Here is a 22,773-nt window from a genome sequence, read left to right on the forward strand (position 1 = left end):
GCTTTCAAGCAAAGCGGTCCTTGAGGGGCAAGTTAAACAACATGGATCACAGTGTAAACCGCTGAATCCAGCACACTATAATATTAAAAAAAGGAGTGTTGGTAGTTGAATTTCGTCACGTTGAACAACGGGATCAAAATGCCTCAACTCGGGTTTGGCGTATGGAAAGTCGACAATGAAGTCGTCACATCTGCGGTGGCAAAAGCGCTTGAAGTGGGCTACCGGTCCATTGATACGGCCATGATTTACCGCAATGAGGAAGGGGTTGGAAAGGCTATCAAGGAATCGGGTATTCCACGGGAAGACCTCTTCATCACGACAAAGGTTTGGAACAGCGACCAAGGATATGACAAGACGTTGAAGGCGTACGACGAAAGTTTAAAGCGACTAGGACTAGATTACGTCGACCTTTACTTAATTCACTGGCCGACGCCGGAATATGACGAGTACGTCGATACATACAAGGCGATGGAAAAGCTTTATAAGGACGGACGGGTAAGGGCAATCGGTGTGTGCAACTTTGAGATCGAGCACTTACAGCGCCTTTTGGACGAATGTGAAGTCACACCTGTCCTCAACCAGGTGGAATGTCATCCGTACTTCGCACAGGACGAGATCAAAGACTTCTGTGCTAAGCACGACATTTTTGTCGAAGCGTGGAGTCCGCTGGATAATGGAGGAGAGGTGCTTCAAGACGAAAAGATTAGGCAAATAGCTGACGCCCACGGCAAAACGAATGCACAAGTCATCTTGCGCTGGCACTTGCAAAACAACACGATTACGATTCCCAAGTCGGTCACGCCGTCGCGTATAGAAGAGAACTTCAACGTATTTGACTTTGAACTCAGTGAAGAAGAAATGCGAATCATCGATTCCCTCGACCGCGGTGCTCGCCGAGGAGCCCACCCTAATGAAATGAACGTGCGTTAGGACCGTTTGTACCGCGGTCCTTTTTTATCTGACGTCGAAGTGGTAAGCGGAACCGGGCTGTTACATTTTGGTGTCAAGCGTCAGTGAAAATGTCCTATTAACTCGTCAGTGATTCTGTCCTATTTTAGTTATTCCCCCATCCCGTTCAGGAGCGTAGCTTGTAGTGGGCATTTTATCAAGGGTAAAGGCGTATGCCCGAGTTTCACTCGCCCTTGATAAAATGCCCACTACAAGCTCCCTGGCTAAAAGGGATGAAGGGATCATTGTCCGTATTCTAACGGCACAGTCTAGATTTTTTAAGCCCGTTGTCGTATCCTAGATTTAGATTGGGTGCGCCCATATTGGCGCCAAGGATGATTGAGTGCGGGCTTGTGAGGTTGTTTCTCCGAGCTCGCCTTTTGTTTTTGCAGCGACTGGCGTTTTGGTTTTACTGTTTCCTTTAGGGGGTAATCCACCCCTTTGTGCCGGACAAATAGTCTTCCGTCTAATGTTTCTCGCACTTCGACACGGGTTTTGCGCGGGATGGTTTGTTGGTGATCCGAGCGATCTATTGTGTAGGTTTTTCCTTTGTAAGCAATTGTTTCTCCGGTTCCCAGAGTACGCTTTTCACGGTAGCAAAGAATTAGATCCAACGCTTGTCCTTGTTCCAAAGGGACAAACGCACTTTCTGGGTCACGCGGTTCAACCGCAAACTGTTCGTTATGCGCTTTGATCAACTCCGGCAGCACCGTGTTGGCCTCCTCAATGGTGTCGATGCCCCGGAGGCGCAACTCGACAATCCAACGGTCTTGTAGCGTTTGGAACAGCCGTTCAATCCGTCCCTTGGCTTGTGGTGTTAAGGCTTTGATATGAGTCACACCTAACTCTTCAAGGGCTTGTCCGAATTGCGACAAAGGAACGGGTTCTCCCGCCAATTCCTGCTCGATCGTTTGCTTCTCGTTAGGGGAACGGAAAATCATATGGCGATCCGAATACACACTCATCGGAATGCCAGTTTGCTCAATCATCTGTCGTGTCAGCCTAAAATAGCCCTCGGTGTCCTCCTGTGGCCGGAAAAGAGCAGCCACGACTTTTCCAGTGGCATCATCAATGGCGGCAAGAAGGGACATCGGTTCCGCTCGATCTTCCAACCAAGGGTGAGGGCTCCCGTCCATTTGGACTAACATGCCGGCTTGTGGCTTTCGCTCACGTGGCCGGTGCACGTTAGCCGGACGCCGTTTGCGTTTCGGTTTGATGCCGGCCTCAGAGCGAATGCGACGCACGGTTGACGGACTGACGTGAATTCCTTCGTACTTGGCCAACAATTCGGCAAAATGCACATCATTACACCCTTGATACGCATCGCTTTGGTGGAGCTCCAGAATTCTTTGACGTGTATTGTCAGACAGTGCGTGTGCCGGTTTGCGTCCTTTGTTTTTGTGGATAATCCCCGTTTCCCCCTCCTCAAGCACCCGTTTTTTGAGACGACAAACCTGGCGGTAACTTAACCCAAGGAGTTCAGCGGCTTCACCTCCTGTGATCAAACCTTGAATCCAGCGATCAATGACGGTGTAACGCTTCAGCTCTTGTCTGCTCATGAATATGTTCTCTCCCATATGTGACATTTTCACTGACGCGTTACAATATGACAATATCACTGACGAACAACAGGGCTGTTACATTTTGGTTGACACAGCCGTTCCGCTCTGCTATGTTAGTAACCATCGACAGTGAAAGGGTGTCAGAACAACGATGATTTTCTAATCCTGTTTTTCGAAAAATGAACGGATTTTTCGGGACAGGATTAGTGTGACGTTATGTTGTAACAATGTTTGGCATGCTGATATGTCGAGGCACAAGCGTTACTCCTGTCCTGTTGGGAATGGGAGGTTTTTTATGTGAAAAATAGGCCTCTTAACGTAGTTCTTGACCATGATCGGAGAGGAGAGAAACCGTGCACCAAGCACATGTTCACACGGAGACCGAAGGCGAGTCACGCCATATTCGAGTCGTACCGCTCATCGCCGTTTTAATGTCCGGCGCATTTGTCGCCATATTGAATGAAACGCTGCTCAACGTCGCCATAGCGCCGATTATGGAATCCTTCGGGGTGGCGGCGAGTACTGCCCAGTGGATCACGACGAGTTATTTACTCGTCGTGGCGGTTTTAGTACCGGTGAGTGCCTTTCTCATTCAACGGTTCACGACGAGGCAACTGTATCTCACCTCGATGGCCTTATTCGGCATCGGGACTGTCATTGCCGGAACGGCCCCTGTCTTTTCTCTGTTGTTACTGGGGCGAGTCGTCCAGGCATCTGGTACCGGCATTTTGATCCCGTTGCTGACGAACGTCATTTTGGCCCTAATCCCTCCCGAGAGAAGGGGACGGGTGATGGGGATACTTGGTTTGGTCATGATGTTCGCTCCGGCCATCGGCCCGACCGTCTCCGGACTGATCGTGGACTATTTGTCGTGGCGATGGCTGTTTTATTTGGTCATTCCCGTCGCGATCGTTTCCATTTTGTACGGAGTCGTCTCGTTAAAAAACGTCACAGAGCTCACGTATCCGAAAATTGACGTGTTTTCAATCGTGTTGTCAACGATTGGCTTTGGAGGCGTTGTGTTCGGGTTCAGTTCTGCCGGTGAAGGGGCGGGAAGCTGGACTGAACCAAGTGTGCTCGTCGCGTTAGCGGGAGGGTTCGTTTCCCTCTTTCTGTTCGTCATTCGACAAGTGAAACTGGAGACGCCGATGCTCGACATGCGGGCCCTTGCTTATCCGATGTTCAGCCTGGCGCTCATCGTGATGATGATTGTAATGATGACGATGTTTGCGACGATGATCGTCATGCCTATGTACATGTTGAACGTTCTCGCCTTTAGCGCCGTGACCGTCGGCTTGGTCATGTTGCCGGGGGAATCATTAACGGAGCCATCTCGCCGGTAATGGGGTACTTGTTCGATAAATTCGGACCCCGCTGGCTGCTCATTCCGGGGATCGTGATGATGACTCTCACGGTCTTCCTGTTCCGTTCGTTGGATCAGGGAGCCACTCCGGTTGCGATCGTCATCCTGCACACACTGTTAATGGTGTCAGTGGCGATGGTAATGATGCCGGCTCAGACAAACGGCTTGAATCAATTGCCGCCTTACCTGTATCCGCACGGCGCGGCCATTGCGAACACGCTCATGCAGGTGTCCGGCGCCGTCGGAACAGCGTTGTTTGTGACCATCATGACGATCGGCCAGCAACGTTACTTGGCCCGAGTCGATCGTCCGAGTGCAGCTGACGAAGTGGCCGCCCTTGCAGCAGGTGTGAAACAGGCGTTTACGTTCGGTCTGATCCTGGCCGTCATTGCCTTCATTCTGGCTTTGTTTGTAAAGCGGGTGGCGGCGCCTCCGGACGAAGGCGAGAAACAGGGGGGCGAAAGTTCCCAAGGACATCCCAAAACCGTTTAACCGGATAGGGTGTTCAAGCGTTCATGGGGACATCCGTTGACATAAGTAGTAGAAATGGGTTAAGTTTAGAGTAATCGTCACAGGGAGGGTTGGTTCCTCATAATGGGTATTGCGTCTATCCGACTCAAAACTGAACACTATACCTCGCGAATTGCATAGTGTTCAGTGCTCTGTCTGTGTGCAGAGTAAGCGGGATAGGTCTGCCCATTTTTGGAAAAACCGTATGTGGTCCTATACAAAGTGGACGAAGGAGGGCGATCTTGCCCTCCTTTTTTGATCTTCAAAAAGCTGTATGGCGGAAATTGCACGACACGTCAACCCGTTCAGCCAAGAGAGGATAGCCTCATCTCCGTTTACTCAAACACAGGCAGGGCCTGTGTTTTTTAATAAAACGAAACGGAGGATGAGAGCATGAACAAACAGAATAAACGCCATCGGCGGATTCGCAAATTTAAGGACGGGACGAATTTTCCAGGACAGCACTTTATGCATCGGGGATTAGCCAAAAGGTTGGTGGAGATGGCGAAGATAAAACCGGAGGATCTCGTCCTCGACATCGGTGCCGGAACCGGGGCATTGACGCTTCCCTTGGCAGATAAGGCGGGGAAAGTACTGGCGATCGAAAATGACCCGGTTTTGGCAGAGAAGCTTCAGAGAAAGGTGGCAGAAAAACATAACGTCACCGTGATTCAACAAAGTATTTTAGACATGCGTTTGCCCCGGAGGCCGTTTTGTGTCGTGTCCAGTATACCGTACTCGATCACGACTCCTATACTACGGAAGCTCCTGGATCAACCGGGCCCAGCGTTTCAATGGGCGGTACTCGTCGTTGAAAAAGGAGCGGCAAAGCGATTTACTGCGGTTCCGGTGACAGACCCCCGCATCATGACATGGAGAATGTGGTTCCACATCGAGAGGGGGCGAACGATACCCCCCCAACACTTTTCACCTCCGCCAGACGTGGAGTCATCTGTTTTAACCGTGCGAAGAAGGCATGAACCTGGGGTTTCCCTTCGCCACCGCGCCCGTTTTGCAGCTTTGGCAGCGTATTGCCTCAAAGATCCAGAACGGCCGATGGACGAGGCGTTAAAGGGCGTGTTTACGCCACGGCAAATAAAGCGGTTGGTTAAACAGCTGAAGATAGACCGATACGCACCGATCTATTCTCTCAGTGAACGACAGTGGGAATTCGTTTTTCATACAATGCGTCAGTATGTGGAACCTTACCGTTGGCCGAAATAACATTGCCGTCAATCATTGTAAGCCATTGCCGACAAACCTCTAACAGAAAAAGATGTAGCCGGCTGAAGGAGAGCGAGACGTCCGCTACGTAAACTGACTGCCGAATCGGTTCCCGGACCGGTTCATCATGGCAGTCACCTTGCGTTTGTTTCTGAAAGACGTTCGTATTGAATGCGGTGGAGTCTGGCAAAAACGCCGCCTCGCTCCAACAACTCATCGTAACTCCCTTGTTCGGCGATGCCGTCTTTTGTCACGACGATAATTCTGTCAGCGTTGCGAATCGTCGCCAAGCGATGGGCAATCACCAAGGTGGTGCGCTCTTCGGACAGTTCGTGCAGGGCAGCTTGAATCAACTTTTCCGATTCGGTATCTAAAGCGGACGTCGCTTCGTCCAGAATCAAAATCGGCGGGTTTTTCAGAAAGGTGCGGGCAATGGCAATCCGCTGTTTCTGGCCGCCGGACAGTTTCAGCCCTCTTTCGCCTACCTGGGTGTCATACCCATCCGGCAACGTGTCAATAAACGACTCCAGATGGGCCCGTCTTGCGGCTTCACGTATTTCTTCCTCGGTGGCGTCCAACTTTCCGTAAGCGATGTTTTCGCGAATCGTTCCGGTAAACAGAAAAACGTCTTGTTGTACGATACCAATTTGCGACCGGAGGGAGCGTTTGGTGAGATCGCGTACGTCCATGTTGTCAATCGTAATCCTTCCCCGGTCTACATCGTAAAAGCGGGGAATGAGGGAGCAAATGGTCGTCTTGCCGGCACCTGACGGGCCGACGAAAGCGACCGTTTCTCCGGCTTTTATTGAAAAATGAATGTCCTCTAAGACGGGATGATCTGGATCGTATTGGAAATAAACGTGTTCAAATCGAATATTCCCTTTAAGAGCCGGAGCGTCTATCGCGTGGTCACGGTCTTGCACATCGGGTTCTTGGGCGAGCAGTTCGAGAAACCGCTTGAATCCGGCCATGCCTCGCGGGTACAGTTCCATCAATGCACTGATTTTGTCAACCGGTTTCATTAACACATTGACGTACAGGACGAAACTGACTAGTTCACCGTACGACAATTCGTGGCGAAACGACAGCCAGGCGCCGACAACGAGTACGATGAGCGTCACAAACCGCGTCATCATGTAGACGCTGGAAGTCGTGAAGGCCATCACTCGGTACCCTTTTAATTTCGCCTCGCGGAATTTCTTGTTGTCAGCGTCGAACCGTTTCTTTTCATACTCTTCATTTGTGAACGATTGGACGACCCGAATGCCGGACACACTGTCTTCGACACGGGAGTTAATGTCTGCAATTTTCGAATACATTAACCGCCACGCTCGATGCATGCGGACATTGCAGTAGGTGATGACCCAGATGAGAAACGGTACGACTAAAAAGGTGACGAGGGCTAGCTTTACGTTGATCGTGAACATGATGCAGAACGTACCGACAAAGGTCATGACCGCAATGAAAAAATCTTCGGGTCCGTGGTGGGCGAGTTCCCCGATATCAAACAAGTCGTTGCTGATCCTGCTCATAATGTTGCCAGTTTTCGTGTTGTCAAAAAATCGAAAGGATTGTTTTTGCACATGATAAAAAAGCTCCTGGCGCATGTCCGTTTCAATGTTGATGCCCAATTTGTGTCCGAGAAAGACGACGACGTACTGCAAGAAGGTACTCAGCGCATAGACGAAGAGCAATAAAACGCTGACCGTGACGATCATCGGCCAGTTCCCGCCTGGAAGCAAGCGGTCAATAAACCACTGCACTGCAACTGGAAAGGCGAGCTCGAGAACGGCGACTATGACGGCACTCATAAAGTCGATCATAAATAGCCTTCGATGCGGTTGATAGTAGGAGAAAAAGCGCCGAATCATGACAATCCCCTTTTGAACAGTGACATTTAATAGGATTATATCATCAATGGAGAAGTTGGGAAGGATTCGGCACGTCCATTAAGAAAAGACAATGGTTTTGTTTTCATACGTCAGAATGCGGTCTTCAATGTGCCATCTGACGGCCCGAGCCAGGACGATGCGTTCGATGTACTTTCCGATTTGCTTCAAGTCTTCCACCTGGTCCCGATGGTTGACGCGCTGTACGTCTTGCTCGATAATCGGGCCTTCGTCTAACTCGTCGGTGACGTAGTGGGCCGTCGCCCCGATCAGTTTGACCCCTCTTTCGTAAGCGCGGGCGTAAGGATTGGCACCGACAAAAGCCGGCAAAAAAGAGTGGTGAATGTTAATGATCCGGTTCGGAAAGGCCGCCGTGAACTGGGGTGTCAAAATTTGCATGTATCTCGCCAACACGATGAGGTCGACACGATACTTGCGGATCAGATCTTCTTGAGCACGTTCAACTTTCCGTTTGTTGTCAGCCGTCACGGGGAAATGGTAGAAAGGAATGCCCATTTCTTCGACGGTTTCCCGCAAGGTCGGGTGGTTGCTGGCGACAAAGGCCATCTCCACGTCTAAATTGCCAGACTTCCATTGCCAAAGGAGCTCCAGCAAACAGTGATCTTCTTTGGACACGAAAATGGCGAGGCGCTTTTTTTGTCCAGCGTGCTCCACACGCCAGTCCATGTCGAACTTGCCGGCGATGTCGGAAAACGCCTGTTCCATACCTTCGGAATTGGAACGGTGAAAATCTGCTTCAATCCGCATGAAAAACATGCCGTTTTCCGGGTCTGTCGTGTGCTGATCCGACTGGACGATATTTCCGCCGTGTTCGTAAAGAAACTGGGAGACACTCGCGACAATCCCCGGTCGGTCCGGGCAAGAGATTAAGAGGCGCACCCGGTCTTTCGTACTGTTTTGCAGTGGTGCTTCAGTCGGTAACGTGTCAGTGTGTCTCATGAGATTCCTCCGTCTTCGTAGTCATGAAAAAAGCCGCGTCTTGTGGAAAGACACGGCAACGGATGAACATCCAAGAAGATTTCTATCCGTTCCCCTGTCCTTTTACCTGAGAGTTTCGCAATCCGCATCGTGCAGATTGGTTTGCCCCTTCGGTGGCCGCGAGCGGCTCTCTCCAGAGGTGCGTCCAGCAACAGTTTTGATCCAGCTGCCTTCATCCGGCGGTTATTCAACTGTACGAACTACGGTGCTATTTTACTTCGTCATCGCTTCGCGTGTCAACATTTGCGAGGTGAGTCTTTCTTTTTGTCGGTCATTCAGGTGCAACGGTTGTTCATGTCTAGAGTTGGGTGCGTCATCAACCGCTATTTTTTCAAAAAAGTCATGAACAAAAAGGTTGCGTCGTACTATTCTATGGGCTACAATCAAACCAAACGGTCGGTTTAGAAGGTGGCGTTATGGCGACATCGAAAGGACAAAAAAAGCGCGACTTTATTTTGGAAAAAGCGAAAGAGCTCTTTATCCAAAAAGGTTATGCGGGGACCTCTATGGAAGATCTGGTGCAGTACAGCGGCGTCAGTAAAGGGAGTATATACTACCACTTTGACAGCAAAGAGGATTTGTTTTTGAACGTGATTGAAAAAGATACGAAAGAATGGTTGGCATCCTGGCGGGAAAAGGAAAGACGTTATACGTCGTTTGCGGAAAAGTTGTACGGAATTGCTGACCATTATGCGGAAGACTTCCATAACCCGCTCCAAAAAGTGGCAGAAGAGTTCATGTTTAGCCAACCGATTCAGACAGAACTGCTGGACCATGCGCTGATGACGATACGGACGAAGCGGGAAGAGTATGCCAACATTTTTCGGGACGCCATTGAGGCCGGGGAGATCGAAGCGGGTTCCCCTGAAGAGCTGTCTTTCATATTTTCAGGGTTGATGGATGGGCTCAGTACACTGTATTACGTGAAGTCGCAGGACGAACTCAAATTACTGTACAAACAGGCGATTACGTATTTCTTGAAAGGAGTGATCCCGCGGTAAATTTTTTGGTGTTACTAAACCGACTAGTCGGATTTTGCATGGAGATTGACGGATGAACATCTTGTCACGATATCGAGCCTTTGTGTGTAAAACAGGTGGCATTTTTTGGTACGAATATTTTACGAAGATTCCCTAGGGCTCTGTTGCCGTGGCAACAACAGCGTGATGAGCAAAGCGATGAGGGAAACCGCAATTAAAGCGGTAAATACGCTGTGGATGCCGGAGACGAGGGCTTCTCGCAACACGTTGCGCAAGTGTTCAGGGAGCGGCTGTGGATTGTACGGGTTGATCAGTTCGTTTATTTGTTCAGAGCCGATGTCACTATCAGCGCCCCGCTGTGTCAGCTGGGCGGTCACCCTCGCGTTGAAGTACGTGCCGAGCAATGCCACCCCGACCGTTTGTCCCAAGTTGCGGAAGAATGTGTTCAAGGCGGTCGCGACGCCGCGCATGGACCAGTCGACAGCCGACTGCACTGTGACGGTCGTCATTGTGATGACGAACCCGAAGGCAATCCCTTGAATGGCGGTAATAAGCGGGAGGACCATGAGCGGTGTGGACGGGGTGATGAGGGCGAGTAGACATGTTCCCGCCAGTAAGAAAAAAATGCCTAAAACAGCTGTAAATTTGACGCCTTTTCGCAACAGAAGTTTCCCGCCGAGGAAAGAAGCGATCGTCCACAAAACGGACATCGGGGTGACGATAAATCCAGAAACCGTCGCGCCGTGACCGAGTACCCCTTGGATCCACATCGGCATGTAGACGGTTGTCCCGATCAGTACTGCCGTCACAAAAAAGGCGATCGCGTTGGCGACGGAAATGGTACGAATGCGGAACAGGTGAAGGGGGATCATCGGTTCTTCCGCTTTCATTTGAATGCGTATAAACAGGGCTAGTAAAACACTTGACGCCATAAAGAGCCAAAAGGTGGCAGGCGCGGCCCAGCCGTTTCCTTCTCCACCTTTTTGGAAGGCGTACAGCAAGCAAAACATGCCGGCGGAAAATGTCAAGGCGCCGGCGTAGTCAATTCGTTGCTGTGTCACTTCCAGTTTTTCCCTGAAAAAGACGGTGACCATGATTACTGTTGTGATGCCAAAAGGGATGTTGATGAAAAAGATCCAGTGCCACGTCAATTGGTCGACGAAAAAACCGCCCACTAACGGGCCCGCAATGCTGGATATGCCCCACACCAAGCTGATAAAGCCCAACATTTTCGCCCGTTGTGCGTACGGGTAGACATCGGCCACAATTGTCGTGGTAACGGGTAACAGCGCACCCGCTCCAATGCCCTGGATGACGCGGAAGGCGATGAGTTGTTCCATCGTTTGCGACAAACCGCACAAAGTCGACCCGATCAGGAAGATAAACGTCCCGATTATAAAGATTTTTTTTCGTCCAAACAGGTCGGCGAGTTTGCCGAAGACGGGAACAGTGATGGCTGACAGTAAGAAGTAAACAGAGTAGACCCAGTTCATCAGGTGCAAGCCGAAAAGATCGCCTACGATGGCCGGCATCGCTGTGCTGACGACTGTCCCTTCGATGGCTGCGAGAAACGTGGCGATCATCATCGCGGCCATGACGATGTGTCGGTTTAGGGCGTTTCCTGCCATGTGTGACCCTCCGTATGTCGTGACGGTTACACTCCCTCTATTTTAACAGGTGGTGGGACGTTTGAATAACCGTTTTTAGAACAGCGGCGTATTCCCTTTGCGGTCGTGAAGGGAGGCTAAGTACGTTGCCGTCACGACACATAATTCCCGTATCCCTTTTTGTAATACGGCCTCGTCTACATGGGCATAACTCACCCGGAAGTGGTGCCATTCGATGTCCCCCGGGTAGCAGGAAGAGCCGGGGAGGAAGCTGATCTGGCGCTTTTCCGCTTCTGCCAACAGGTCGTTAGCGTTGGCGCCATCGGGCAAGGAGAGCCACAGGTTAAACCCGCCTTTCGGCACGGTCCAGGACAGATCTGGATGGGCGTGTCGTTCTAGCAGTTGGATCGTGAAGTCGCGCCTTTTTCTCAATACGGACCTCAAGTGGGTGAACAGCTCGGCGATCTTTTGGGGCGATTGGATAATCGGGAGGACGACCTTCTGGTTTAGTAACGGATTGCCCAAGTCAGCGTACGTTTTCGCAGTGATCAACCGGTTCAATACGTGAACGGAGGCGACGAGGAACCCGATCCGGCAGCCTGGAGACAGTATCTTGCTCAGCCCTTTTAAGTAGATGACATTGCCATGCGAATCCATCGATTTAATGTGCGGCGGAGGTGTTGTATCGAAAAAAATTTCGCTCCACGGGTCGTCTTCTAACACGAGACAGTTCATGTCAGCGGCTAAATCGACTAACGCTTTTCGCCGTTTTGTGCTCATGACACGGCCGGTAGGATTGTGAAACGTGGGAATGGTATAGATCAACTTCGGTTCGTACCGATCTAGCATAACCGTGAGGGCGTCGAGACGCATGCCGTCTTCGTCCACTGGGACTGAGACGACGGTCGCACCGCGGCTGCGAAAGACGTCGATAGCAGCAGCATACGTCGGTTCTTCCGTGAAGACGACATCCCCTGGTCCTAAGAAACTGCGCGCCACAAGGTCAATTCCCTGTTGTGAACCGTTCGTCACGAGAATTTCTTGGGGTGAGACGTGAATGTTTTCACCGGTCAAGTATTGCGCCATCGCCTGCCTCAGTTCGAGGTCACCCTGAATCTCCCCGTACGTCCCCAGAATGTCCGGATGATGGTGCGCCAGGTGTTGCAAACTTTCAGCCAACACTTGTGTCGGCAGCAAGGAGGGGTCAACAGTGGACAAGGCAAAGTTGATCGCAACGGTCTTTTGGTTGTAGTACACGTCTTGTGCACGGTGCAAGTAGTCTGGTAGTTTAAACGACGTGCTACGCTGTGTCGATTCATCCGGCGGCTCCGCTTCTTCGTATACGAACGTTCCTTTCCCTTGAATGCGCGTGACGAGTTTTTGGTTTTCCAACATTTCCAGGGCGTGGGACACAGTCACCGGGCTGACGTGGAGCGTGCGTGCCAATTCCCGCACGGACGGGAGTCGGGCCCCTTTGGCGAACTGACCGGACAGAATGCGGTCCGCCAGCTCTTGATAGATTTGTTTAGCCAGGGGAATTTGGGAATGCCGGTTGAGTTCGATTTTCATCTCAATGCCTCCGCCAAGTGTTACACAATGATATTGACTGTTACACTCCAGTATAACTAGAATAGCGCTCAAACACAATGATGGAGGCGAATGTGACGATGACAGTGAACGAGAATAAATTGAGGACAAAACGCGGCATGGCCGAGATGCCAAAAGGCGGTGTCATTATGGATGTCGTCAACGCCGAGCAGGCGAAAATTGCAGAGGAGGCGGGAGCGGTTGCCGTCATGGCACTGGAACGTGTCCCCGCCGACATCCGCGCAGCCGGCGGTGTCGCCCGAATGGCAGATCCGGCCGTAGTTGAAAAAGTGATGAACGCCGTGTCCATCCCCGTCATGGCCAAAGTGCGCATCGGACATTTTGTGGAGGCTCGCGTCCTCGAAGCGCTCGGAGTGGACTACATTGACGAGAGTGAAGTGCTCACGCCTGCCGATGACGAGTTCCACATCGACAAGTCCGTGTTTACCGTTCCGTTCGTATGCGGTGCTCGGGACCTCGGTGAGGCGTTGCGCCGCATCGGGGAAGGGGCGTCGATGATCCGCACGAAAGGGGAACCGGGGACGGGGAACATTGTGGAGGCGGTTCGCCATATGCGCCTGGTGCAAAGTCAAATACGCAAAGTGCACAGTATGTCCCGGGACGAGTTAATGGCGGAAGCGAAACGGTTAGGGGCGCCGTATGACCTGTTACGGTCCGTTCATGAGTACGGAAAGTTGCCCGTTGTCAACTTCGCGGCAGGTGGTGTCGCCACGCCGGCAGACGCCGCGTTAATGATGCAGTTGGGGGCAGACGGGGTGTTTGTCGGTTCCGGCATCTTTAAGTCAGAACACCCGGAGAAATTTGCTAGGGCCATTGTTGAAGCGGCGACGAATTACGACGATTACGATCGCATCGCTGCGCTGTCTAAAAATTTGGGCACCGCCATGAGCGGTATTGACATCGCTGGTCTGGAACCAGCGGAACGCATGCAGGAGCGTGGATGGTAACGGATCGGAGGTGTGGGATGTGAAAATAGGTCGGTAGTTTGCCGCCAAGGAGAAGGCCATTTTCGGTACGTGTGCCGGTTCGATCCTCCTGGCGTCAAAAATTGAAGGAGAGGAAGGGGGATTTCCTCAGGTTAATGAATACAACCGTCTCTCGGAACGCTTTCGGGCGTCAAAGGGACAGTTTTGAGGTAGATCTTAACATCCGACATATCGGATACAGCTTCGGGGTGTTTTTATTCGCGGTCCGTACATTGTTGGAGAGGACGTACACGGATGCACACTTATTTCGTGCAAACGTGCAAACGAGTCGCAGCATGCCGTCTAACTGTCAATAAGGCCACGGTACGACATCCTTCCCGTACATCGGGGAGGCGTTTTTTTGTGTGAGCGAACGTTATAACGTTGTATACTACAAAGATAGAACAAGTGGTGGAGGTGGATGATTGGAACCGAAAAGGTTAGCCGCTATTTTTGATAGACAGGCAGATTGACTAAAATTATTTTGGAGGGATTACGTGTGGGACAAGTGGAACAGTTGATGAATCATTGGCTGAGGCACCGCCGCGTTTTAGAAGAATTGCTCAAAACGATTCCGGATGAACAGATCGGCTATAAGCCCTGGGACGGTGCGATGGCACTCGGGGAGCTGGCACAGCACATTGCCGCTTCCACAGACATGTTTGTTTCCCTCACCAAGACGGGGGATCAAGAGATCAAGCCACCGGAAATAGCCGATTGTAGGACGATGGAGGAAGTGCGACACGTCGTCACGGAATATACCGAGAAGACGAAGGGGACATTCGCGTCACTTACAGATGAAGAACTTGAAATACATTACGATTCGCCACATCCAAACTTTCGTGGTCCAAGAAAAAATCTACTCTTGATCGCCATCGATCACGAAATTCACCACAAAGGTCAGCTTTTCGTGTACGCGCGCATGATCGGGAGGAAAGACTTGCCGTTTTTTATATGAGTTAACAAAATGTCACGTGCCCTTAACACTGGCTTAATAAAGAGGGTGTAGGATGGAGGCAAACGGACGAAAGGTGACGGGCGTCATGAACCTTTTGGATGCTGCAGTGTTGGGATTTACCGCCTTCATCTTGCTGTACAGCGGTTACGGGTATTTGAAAGAAAAAGCGGAGTTGCCAAAATACCGTCGTGAAAAGACCCCAAAGGACAAACAGCTTGCCAACACTTTAAAAGCGGAAGCTCAGTGACGAACAGCTCGTCACTTTTTTTTGTGCAAAGGTGCCAAGGCGGAGTTCATGTCCTTAGCCGGAATCGCTACCGGAAACGCGACCTTTGAAGGCGGGACCGCCGAGGTGGGAGGATTGGGAAACAGTCATCTCTTCAGTTGCCGCATCGTGGTCGTTCGACAGAGGAGAGTTGTTGGCTGGGAAGCCATTAGTCCTGTTCGGAACCGATGCGTCTATACAGGTGTCGCCGAAGTCCGTGTGCATGGTTTGCACGGAAAAGGGATTGCGAAGACGGAAATAATTGGCGATTCCCCTCACCTGTGGTACTATTCCGTATAAAGAAACTGTGCACAGGTATGGGGGTTAGTCGCATTGAAAAAAGCAGTCGCGATCTTGATCAGTCTCACTCTATTTTTAGCCGCTTGCAGTTCGTCCGAATCTGCAAGAGAAGAGGCGGAGCAGCCAAGAGACGTTGCAACCGCTGCCGAAGAGGGCAACCATTCGCCGTCGACTGAAGGAGAGGAAGCCGCAGAGACCGCTGATGGCGTTGGTGGAAGGGCCCAAGGTGAAACGTCCGTAGGTGTAACGGACGATCACAAGACGAACAGTGGAGCGGAACGCGGGAACAACAACGCGTCCAACGGAGGACAGCAGAGAGGCGGTAACGAATCGGACGCAACGTCTGAGGTGAGAGACGCTGACAGTCGGCCGCTGACGAAAAAAGAAGCCGAGGATCTCGTGAGGCACTACTTACAGTTAGAGGATCGCCCGGAAGTGAAAGTTCAATTCGATCACGAAGAAGACGGGCGCTATGTCATTCACGTCTATGAAATCGTCGGCAACGGGGAAGAGTCCCACACAGCCACTCTAGGCTGGTACTACGTCGATCCGAAGACGCAAAAGATAGAATCAATGTTTTAAAGGCGAAAATGCCATATCCCGTGACGAATGCGAGAAGTCACGGACTGAGAGTGAAAAAGGTACCCTCTGTGGGCGCAGGGGGTACCTTTTACCGTAAGGATCGCGTTCTTTGTGATTTTCTGAACCGCATGCCAGCGAGGTGTTTCTACCCTCTGAAGGGAGAGAGGTCGCCCTTCTTTTTCCGGCGCCTATTTAAGAGCTGCGATGGCCACCAACACCCAACCGATGAGAAAGGCAACACCGCCTAGGGGGGTGATGGCACCCAGCTTCGTGATACCGGTCAAGGCCATTGCGTACAGGCTTCCTGAAAAGAGCGCGATGCCAACGAAGATCACCCATCCGGCCGTTGAAACGAGGCTGGAGGGTCCGAGGCGATCGGCGACGATGCCGATAAACAACAGGGCGAGGGCGTGCGCCATGTGGTAATGAGTGGCTGTCTGCCAGTTTTCTAACATGCGCTCCGGTATTTTGCCGGCCAACCCGTGTGCTCCGAAGGCTCCGAGGGCGACGCTTAAAAACATGTTGAGACTGCCCAGTACGACAAACAGCTTCATCGCAATCACACCTTACAATCTGTACGATTTGGTGTCATTGTACCACAGACGGAGAGCGTTTGTGCCCGCACGGCGACTGGTACCCGCAACATTTCTGTGAAACTTTGGCGGATCATCGATTCTTCCATGACAAGTGCCTTACAAGCGTTTGTGGACCTCTTCGCGGAAGATGTCACTGAACTGTGCCCGCTCTGCCGGGGTACCAACTGTGACGCGGATATAACGGTTGAATGGCGGCGTCTCCGGGCGGCGCACAAAGACTCCCCGTTCCGACAGTGCATTTATGACGGCGCGCGCGCTTTCGTCTGAGCCCATATTAAAGGTGACGAAATTGGTGACGGACGGTATCGTGGACAGGCCGAGGTCTTTCGCCAGTTGGTCGTATTCGCGGCGCCCCTCTGCTACTTCGCGGACCACCTTTTGCAAGAACTCACGGTCTTGAAGCGCGGCGAGTGCTCCAGCCTGGGCGATGTTGTTAACGCCAAAGTGGTTCCGAATTTTTTCAAAGGCGGCGATCGTCTTTCGTTCCGAGACGGCATAACCGATGCGCGCTCCGGCCATACCGTACGCTTTGGAAAACGTGCGCATGCGGATCACGCGCGGGTCACTGGGATCCATCGGGAGAATGGCTTCATCCGGGGCGAACTCTCCGTACGCTTCATCCAGTATCAACAAACAATCGGGAGGAATTTGGGCGATAAACGATTTGAGATCGCCAGGGGTGTGGATCGTCCCTGTCGGGTTGTCCGGATTGGCCAAGTAAACGATGCGGGCCTTTTTCTGTTTCGCCGCTTCGGCTAACCCCTGCAAGTCGTTCTTCTCGTGACGGTAAGGGACATAGTGGATGTGACCGCCGTAACCTTCGACGTGGTAGTCGAAGGTCGGGTATGCGCCTGTAGACGTGACTACTGTGTCGCCGGGATTGAGAAAGAGGCGCACGGTTAATCCGAGCAATTCGTCGATCCCGCTGCCGATGACGATGTTGTCCATCCCGACTGCCAGTTGGCGGGCGAGAGCCTGGCGCAGGTCGTAATTTTCCGCGTCACCGTACCACGGGACGTGTTGAATGGCTTCTTTCATGGCTTGAAGTGCCAGCGGGGAAACACCGAAACTGCTCTCGTTTGCTCCCAGCCGCAACGCCAGTTTTTTCCCGGTCTTTCTCTCGATCGCCTCAGGAGGTACAAACGGACCGGTAGGGGGAAGTTTTTGAACAATCCTTGAAAAAGGCGGACGTAAAGACATCAGGTAGAACCTCCAAGATTATCGCGATATCGAAAATATAACCCCGAATTTCGAATGTGGATAACATCAGCTATTTCTAGCATTACCCACATGGAAACAAACAGTAAAAGTGGAAACTAAACTTGTCCTTTCGATGGGGTTTCTTGTTCTTGGGATACACTTTCCCCCTCCCCACACAAGCGGGCTCGGTTATTTCCATGTAAAAGTTTGGATAGGCATTATTGTAGGAGAACCACCCGTTCTTCCATGCGCCGCCAACTGTACTCATTTTGGAAGGCTGCCGCGATTTTTAGAATGACTTGGCGACTGCGATAGATGATCGTACCAGGGACATGGAAAAACTCCTTACGAAATCGTGCAATGGTATAGCGGCGATGAACCGGTTCACAGCAGTCCATCTTAAAACGCTCGAATACATTGTAGGCCAACAGCTTCAGCAACAGATCGATTTCATTGGCTTTAAACGAATCTGTCGGAATACGGTGAATCGAAAAGCCGTGCTTCACTTCTTTGATGTAGTTCTCCATGCACGCGCGCTGATTGTAAAAACGCCAAATGTCGATGGGCTCCCAATCCAAATTGGTCACGATTGCTTCGTAATCCCAAAGAAAGTCGAATTGGAGTTGATCACCATCGTAGCGTTCGGCTTTCCTGATGACGACCACCATTCGAGCCTTTTTCCAAGAAGTGGCTTTGTACACTAAACAAAGGCCTTCGATGATGACGTCTCCGTCCACATAGCGTTTCCAATGAGGACATTTGGCGACTTCTTTGGCTAACCGATGCGTCCATTTGAGTTTGCCAACGTAGCCGATCTGTTTGCCTTCCCAAAAACTATAGAAGGTTTCGCCGCCGAATCCTTTGTCGAATCGGGCATACTTGACTTTACACGATTTAGGAAGACGTTGAAGGGTTTCCTTCGCGAAAGTATGGGCATTGCGGGAACAATGCGTATTGCCTGAACGCAGTTCGGCATTAAGGTAAAGACGGGACTTTCCTTCAAAGGCGATGAGTGGTTGGAAGCTTTTACGTCCGGGCTTTTGAGCGTTTGTCCCAACTTCGGCCCCTTCCTGATTCCCGTACACCGTCTCAACGGTGGAATCGAGGTCGAGAATGCATTCGTCGGATAGGCAGGGAGTGATGAGATCAAGGTTTAATGCCTTCAAGTCCCGACGGATCGTGGGCATGGAGACAGCAGCGCGGCACAGTTCTTTATACAAAAGAGTGTGATGGGGACAACGTCCACCTAAAAATCGACGTACCAGCGAATCGTCTCGCAATGAGCGGAAATGGAATATACGTTCGCAACCCAGTAGCCATCCGACTAAAAGGTACATCAAGATCTTGAAGAACGGAAAAAGCGTATTCCGGCCTTTCCCGCAACCTATCTGACGAAAAGCGTCTTCCAGTTTGATTTTTTCAAGGTACGCAAGCAAGGGTTTACTCCCTGCGTGTGAGGTTGCATTCTTTAGCGTGAATTCTGTTTTCATTTTGGCGATGTTTGTGGTAGACTTCACCTAACGGGTGCCCCTCTCTTTGGGTTTTGTTGTTCGTTCAAACACCATTATACCAAGGATTGGAGCACCTTTATTACTGGATCAAGCAACTTTACTTTCGAAATTCAGGATAACATATATTTTAACAAACTTGACGCTCGTGTACCGTTTTTCGGACTAAAGTTTATCGCACAGCCGCCAAACTACAGCCCTGTATTGAGTGGTGAAGCAAGAGATTCAGTGACGGGGTGACGAATTGGCTTCAGGGAGCTGATTTCTGACCAGCGTCCTTCTTTTTGCTATAATCGTAATGGAGAACAGAACATCCAAAATGACAGTCGCGTTCGAGGAGAGGGAAAATGAAACGTAGCGTCGCTGCCCTGCTTGTCCTTTTAGGTGGAGCCAGCTACGGCTTGTTGGGCACGTTCGTCAATTTTGGATACGGAGAAGGGTATACAGTCGGAGAAATGACAGGCAGCCAAATGTTTTTTGGGGCTCTTTTTTTATGGGTCGTCGCTTTGTTCAACCGGCGGACGTGGAAGAAAATGCGGATAAAGACGGTTTTGCTCCTCGTGTCGGCAGGTTCCCTTAACGGACTGACGGGGGTATTGTACTATAGTTCGATGCAAACCGTTCCGGCGTCCATCGCCATTGTATTGCTGTTCCAGTTTGCGTGGGTCGGCATGCTGTACGCTTGGCTGTTCGACGGACTGAAGCCAACGAAACCGATGCTCGTCTCACTTGTCCTCATCCTGGTTGGAACATTTTTTGCGGCGGATGTGTTTACGGGCGGATTTGAAGGCCTTTCGCCGTGGGGCGTGTTGTCCGGCTTTTTGTCGGCTTTTACGTTTGCCGGCTTTATTTACGTGAGCGGGAGACTGGCGACGGAAGTCACACCTTGGTTGCGGAGCCCGCTGATGGTATCGGGGGCAGCCCTCGCCATTTTTGTGCTGTTTCCCCCTTCGTTTTTCACCTCAGGGGCACTGGTCGAAGGGTTGTGGAAATATACCTTCCCCCTCGCGTTATTCGGTGCTGTCGTTCCGACGGTCTGTTTTACGATGGGAGCCCCCAGGCTGAAAAGCGGAGTGGCTACCATCTTGAGCTCCATCGAATTGCCGGTGGCCGTCGTCATGGCGTATCTCGTGTTGAAGGAGACCGTTCACTTTTGGCGGTGGTTCGGTGTTCTCTTGATACTGTTCGCCATTGCTTACGGAGAGTTGCGCGAAAAAAAGGCAGGAAGCACGGAACCTCAGTCGAAATAACAACCTAACGGTCCTTTAATCTCTTTCTATTATGACGATTTTACCGGCAATGGCGCCGACCGGGTACGACTCCTCGACGGGCCCTGTAAAGGTGACTTCGACTGTCGAACCTGTTTTCACATCGTTAAACGCAGCGGGGACGGTGTCATGTCCCAGCTGTTTTTCGATAACGGTTTGCTTTTTAACTGTAATATTGGCTTTGTCGTGTACAGTGTCGGCTTCCATTTCCCCCTCGACCAAAATGTGGCCGATCACATCTTTTACCGGTGTCGGTGTGACCGGATCGTCACTGGAAATCGGATCATCTGGGTCGCGTTCCGATCCCTCGTCTTGCTCTGCTTCGCTGTTGTTTTGTTCATCGTGCTCAAGTTCCCGAACGACTCCCCGGATATCGATTTTCCCGTCAGGTTCTGAGCCGATGTCATCTCCTCCCTGCACCTGTCCAGTGCCGCAACCAATCAGCAATGCGAAGGCTACCCACGCACTCCACCTGGTGAACCGTCCCATTCTAAGTCCCTCCGAGTGAAACTTTTCGCTGTTAGATAGACGTTTTACCTGCCAATGGGTTACGCTTAGGGATCGTTCCTTCTGTTTAAAAATGGCATCCCTTTTAGGTAAAATAGTCCATAATGACGGGTCGTTAGGAGAGAGAGGTCAATGTACCGTATTTTTATCGTTGAAGACGATACGAAAATCCGCGACATCCTCAGTGACTATTTACAAAAGTACGGGTACGACGTTGTCGCGGCACAGGACTACAGACGGATAAAAGAAGAATTTAGTGCCGCCCAGCCGAATTTGGTATTACTGGACATTAACCTGCCGTGGTATGACGGGTTTTACTGGTGCCGGCAGATCCGCACCATCTCCAATGTGCCCATTATCTTTATTTCCGCCCGGGACGGCGGGATGGACCAGGTCATGGCGTTAGAAAACGGGGGCGACGACTACATGACGAAGCCGTTCCACTTTGAAGTGGTGCTGGCAAAGGTGAAAAGTGTGTTGCGGAGAGCGTACGGGGAGTACGCCGTACACGCCATGTCGCCGCGCGACGTTTACGACGTTGGCGGTCTTTACTTGTACCGGGACCAACAGTCAGTGGAGTGGAAGGGGAAGCGTCTGGAATTGAGCAAAAAAGAGTTTTTGCTCTTGGACTGTCTGGCAAGTAAAGTAAACCAGATTGTGTCCCGGGAGGAGTTGTTAGAAGCGCTGTGGGATGATACGCATTTTGTCGATGACAACACCCTGTCGGTCAATGTGACGAGAGTGAGAAAAAAGTTAGAGCTGCTCGGCATTGAACGCGCGATAGAGACGAAGCGCGGACAAGGGTACCGTCTGGTGCAAAAATGGGGGTAATGCCATGAATGTGAAATCGTTTTTAGTTGACCGCATCGTTTATATTGTGGCCTACGCTTTTAATGTCGCCCTCGTGTTAATCGTTGTCCAGTTAGGACTGTTTGAAAACGATGCGCCCCTCAGCTGGGAGAACGTTCTCTACGCGGTTGTGTTGTCGGCTGTCGTCTTCATTTTGTTTTTCTTCCTCGACTACGTCCGGCAGCGCCCTTTTTACAAAAGGCTCAATCTTTTGAGGCAAAGGGGGATTGACCCTGCCAACGCTCCTCTGTTGCAGAGGCCAGTTACGCGGGAGCAGAACGTCTTCCGGGAGGTATTGGAGCAGCAGCATCGGGATAATGCGAGCCGTTTAGCCCAATTGCGTCAGCACAGGAAGCAACACGTCCATTTCGTGAACCAGTGGGTTCATCAGATGAAAACACCGGTGTCCGTCATCCAGCTTTTGTTACAAAAGCTTGCGGAAACGAGAGGGTATGCCGAGCAGCGGACTATACGCGACAGCATGTGGGAAGAGACGGAAAAACTGGTGCACGGTCTGGAGACGATGCTATACACAGCCCGGCTGGATGACTTCGCCCTCGACGTGAAGGGCGACCGCGTGGACGTTGTTCACTTGTTGCGCGAAGTCGTGCATCAGCACAAAAAAGCGTGCATCCGCTACGCCGTGTTTCCGAAAATGGAGACCGAACAGGAAGAGGTCGTCGTCCAGACAGACGCCAAGTGGATGCGTTTTGTCTTGAACCAGCTAATGACGAATGGGATAAAATATTCCCGGAACCAACCGGGCAGTCAAACACTGCAGATCCGAGTGTTCGAAGATGAGGTCGGGTGGCATGTCAGCATTCGCGACGAAGGGATTGGCATCCCGAAGCAAGACCTCCCGCGGGTGTTTGACGCTTTCTTTACCGGAGCGAACGGCCGGGAGTTTCCCGAATCGACGGGAATGGGGTTGTACCTGGCGAAGCAAGTGTGCGACCGGCTCGGCCACCGGTTGCGTCTCCAGTCTGAAGTAGGAGAAGGGACGACTGCTACTGTCACATTTCTCAAAAACCGCCATGTGCACGAAAGGTGAAAAATGTTATCTGACAAAAATGTAAGATTCGAGA

21 protein-coding genes, 1 pseudogene and 1 riboswitch are annotated in these 22,773 nt (G+C 51.3%); of the genes and pseudogenes, 13 read left to right on the forward strand and 9 right to left on the reverse strand.

Translation table 11 applies throughout. The features are described 5' to 3' along the window. The first annotated feature begins 105 nt into the window (after positions 1–105). Positions 106–930 carry an aldo/keto reductase gene (locus B0W44_RS01245; RefSeq protein ID WP_077718432.1) on the forward strand — a complete coding sequence of 275 codons (825 nt, stop codon included), beginning with the start codon at positions 106–108 and terminating at the stop codon, positions 928–930. A gap of 296 nt (positions 931–1,226) precedes the next feature. On the opposite strand, the gene B0W44_RS01250 is transcribed toward B0W44_RS01245, so the two are convergent. Next, positions 1,227–2,507, reverse strand: coding sequence for an ISNCY family transposase (locus tag B0W44_RS01250; protein ID WP_077718433.1), 1,281 nt, complete (start codon positions 2,505–2,507; stop codon positions 1,227–1,229). 434 nt (positions 2,508–2,941) lie between these two features. On the opposite strand from B0W44_RS01250, the pseudogene B0W44_RS19160 reads away from it, so the two are divergent. Beyond that, positions 2,942–4,365 (forward strand): annotated as a pseudogene (locus B0W44_RS19160) (MDR family MFS transporter). 411 nt (positions 4,366–4,776) lie between these two features. After that, positions 4,777–5,607 (forward strand): 23S ribosomal RNA methyltransferase Erm, encoded by an 831-nt coding sequence (gene erm / locus B0W44_RS01260; RefSeq protein ID WP_077718434.1) that lies wholly within the window; start codon positions 4,777–4,779, stop codon positions 5,605–5,607. A gap of 134 nt (positions 5,608–5,741) precedes the next feature. Here erm and B0W44_RS01265 read toward each other — a convergent pair whose 3' ends face one another. Both B0W44_RS01265 and purU read right to left on the reverse strand, forming a co-directional pair. After that, positions 5,742–7,478, reverse strand: coding sequence for an ABC transporter ATP-binding protein (locus tag B0W44_RS01265; protein WP_077718435.1), 1,737 nt, complete (start codon positions 7,476–7,478; stop codon positions 5,742–5,744). A gap of 78 nt (positions 7,479–7,556) precedes the next feature. Next, a complete protein-coding gene (gene purU / locus B0W44_RS01270) occupies positions 7,557–8,456 on the reverse strand; it encodes a formyltetrahydrofolate deformylase (RefSeq protein WP_077718436.1) in 900 nt (299 codons plus the stop codon). 84 nt (positions 8,457–8,540) lie between these two features. Beyond that, positions 8,541–8,642: riboswitch (glycine riboswitch) on the reverse strand. Positions 8,643–8,911: 269 nt separating this feature from the next. On the opposite strand from purU, the gene B0W44_RS01275 reads away from it, so the two are divergent. Beyond that, positions 8,912–9,496, forward strand: coding sequence for a TetR/AcrR family transcriptional regulator (locus tag B0W44_RS01275; RefSeq protein ID WP_077718437.1), 585 nt, complete (start codon positions 8,912–8,914; stop codon positions 9,494–9,496). A gap of 119 nt (positions 9,497–9,615) precedes the next feature. Here the strand turns inward: B0W44_RS01275 and B0W44_RS01280 are convergent, their stop codons facing one another. Next, the gene (locus B0W44_RS01280) at positions 9,616–11,103 is read right to left on the reverse strand and encodes an MDR family MFS transporter (protein ID WP_179947361.1); all 1,488 of its coding nucleotides are present in this window, start codon (positions 11,101–11,103) and stop codon (positions 9,616–9,618) included. Positions 11,104–11,178: 75 nt separating this feature from the next. Further along, complete coding sequence (pdxR, locus tag B0W44_RS01285) at positions 11,179–12,651, reverse strand: MocR-like pyridoxine biosynthesis transcription factor PdxR (protein ID WP_077718438.1); 1,473 nt, start codon at positions 12,649–12,651, stop codon at positions 11,179–11,181. A 98-nt stretch (positions 12,652–12,749) separates the two neighbouring features. Here pdxR and pdxS point away from each other — a divergent pair, with 98 nt between their 5' ends. The 6 genes from pdxS (at position 12,750) to B0W44_RS01315 (ending at position 15,760) form a co-directional block, all read left to right on the forward strand. Continuing rightward, a complete protein-coding gene (gene pdxS / locus B0W44_RS01290) occupies positions 12,750–13,637 on the forward strand; it encodes a pyridoxal 5'-phosphate synthase lyase subunit PdxS (protein ID WP_077721197.1) in 888 nt (295 codons plus the stop codon). Between the two features lie 134 nt (positions 13,638–13,771). After that, positions 13,772–13,972: a hypothetical protein gene (locus B0W44_RS01295; protein WP_077718439.1), complete on the forward strand. Its 201-nt coding sequence runs from the start codon at positions 13,772–13,774 to the stop codon at positions 13,970–13,972. Positions 13,973–14,154: 182 nt separating this feature from the next. Further along, a complete protein-coding gene (locus tag B0W44_RS01300; RefSeq protein ID WP_077718440.1) occupies positions 14,155–14,613 on the forward strand; it encodes a DinB family protein in 459 nt (152 codons plus the stop codon). Positions 14,614–14,665: 52 nt separating this feature from the next. Next, entirely contained in the window at positions 14,666–14,860 is a 195-nt protein-coding gene (locus B0W44_RS01305; protein WP_077718441.1) for a hypothetical protein, read from the forward strand. A 48-nt stretch (positions 14,861–14,908) separates the two neighbouring features. Next, positions 14,909–15,178, forward strand: a complete 270-nt coding sequence (locus B0W44_RS01310) for a hypothetical protein (RefSeq protein ID WP_077718442.1) — start codon at positions 14,909–14,911, stop codon at positions 15,176–15,178. A 33-nt stretch (positions 15,179–15,211) separates the two neighbouring features. Continuing rightward, the gene (locus tag B0W44_RS01315) at positions 15,212–15,760 is read left to right on the forward strand and encodes a hypothetical protein (protein WP_077718443.1); all 549 of its coding nucleotides are present in this window, start codon (positions 15,212–15,214) and stop codon (positions 15,758–15,760) included. A 188-nt stretch (positions 15,761–15,948) separates the two neighbouring features. On the opposite strand, the gene B0W44_RS01320 is transcribed toward B0W44_RS01315, so the two are convergent. The 3 genes from B0W44_RS01320 to B0W44_RS01330 form a co-directional block, all read right to left on the reverse strand. Then, entirely contained in the window at positions 15,949–16,314 is a 366-nt protein-coding gene (locus B0W44_RS01320) for a DUF423 domain-containing protein (RefSeq protein WP_077718444.1), read from the reverse strand. A gap of 138 nt (positions 16,315–16,452) precedes the next feature. Then, entirely contained in the window at positions 16,453–17,556 is a 1,104-nt protein-coding gene (locus B0W44_RS01325; RefSeq protein WP_077718445.1) for an aminotransferase class I/II-fold pyridoxal phosphate-dependent enzyme, read from the reverse strand. 218 nt (positions 17,557–17,774) lie between these two features. Then, a complete protein-coding gene (locus tag B0W44_RS01330; RefSeq protein ID WP_077721187.1) occupies positions 17,775–19,046 on the reverse strand; it encodes an IS1380 family transposase in 1,272 nt (423 codons plus the stop codon). A gap of 365 nt (positions 19,047–19,411) precedes the next feature. Between B0W44_RS01330 and B0W44_RS01335 the strand changes: the two genes are divergently transcribed. Beyond that, positions 19,412–20,314 carry an EamA family transporter gene (locus tag B0W44_RS01335; RefSeq protein WP_077718446.1) on the forward strand — a complete coding sequence of 301 codons (903 nt, stop codon included), beginning with the start codon at positions 19,412–19,414 and terminating at the stop codon, positions 20,312–20,314. A 15-nt stretch (positions 20,315–20,329) separates the two neighbouring features. Here B0W44_RS01335 and B0W44_RS01340 read toward each other — a convergent pair whose 3' ends face one another. Beyond that, positions 20,330–20,821, reverse strand: a complete 492-nt coding sequence (locus tag B0W44_RS01340) for a DUF3221 domain-containing protein (RefSeq protein WP_077718447.1) — start codon at positions 20,819–20,821, stop codon at positions 20,330–20,332. 150 nt (positions 20,822–20,971) lie between these two features. Here B0W44_RS01340 and B0W44_RS01345 point away from each other — a divergent pair, with 150 nt between their 5' ends. Together B0W44_RS01345 and B0W44_RS01350 are read left to right on the forward strand one after the other, a co-directional pair. Further along, the gene (locus B0W44_RS01345) at positions 20,972–21,670 is read left to right on the forward strand and encodes a response regulator transcription factor (RefSeq protein ID WP_077718448.1); all 699 of its coding nucleotides are present in this window, start codon (positions 20,972–20,974) and stop codon (positions 21,668–21,670) included. A 4-nt stretch (positions 21,671–21,674) separates the two neighbouring features. Further along, the gene (locus B0W44_RS01350) at positions 21,675–22,739 is read left to right on the forward strand and encodes a HAMP domain-containing histidine kinase (RefSeq protein WP_077718449.1); all 1,065 of its coding nucleotides are present in this window, start codon (positions 21,675–21,677) and stop codon (positions 22,737–22,739) included. Positions 22,740–22,773 lie beyond the last annotated feature (34 nt).

The organism is Novibacillus thermophilus, from assembly GCF_002005165.1.
In the GTDB taxonomy this organism is placed as follows: Bacteria; Bacillota; Bacilli; order Thermoactinomycetales; family Novibacillaceae; genus Novibacillus; species Novibacillus thermophilus.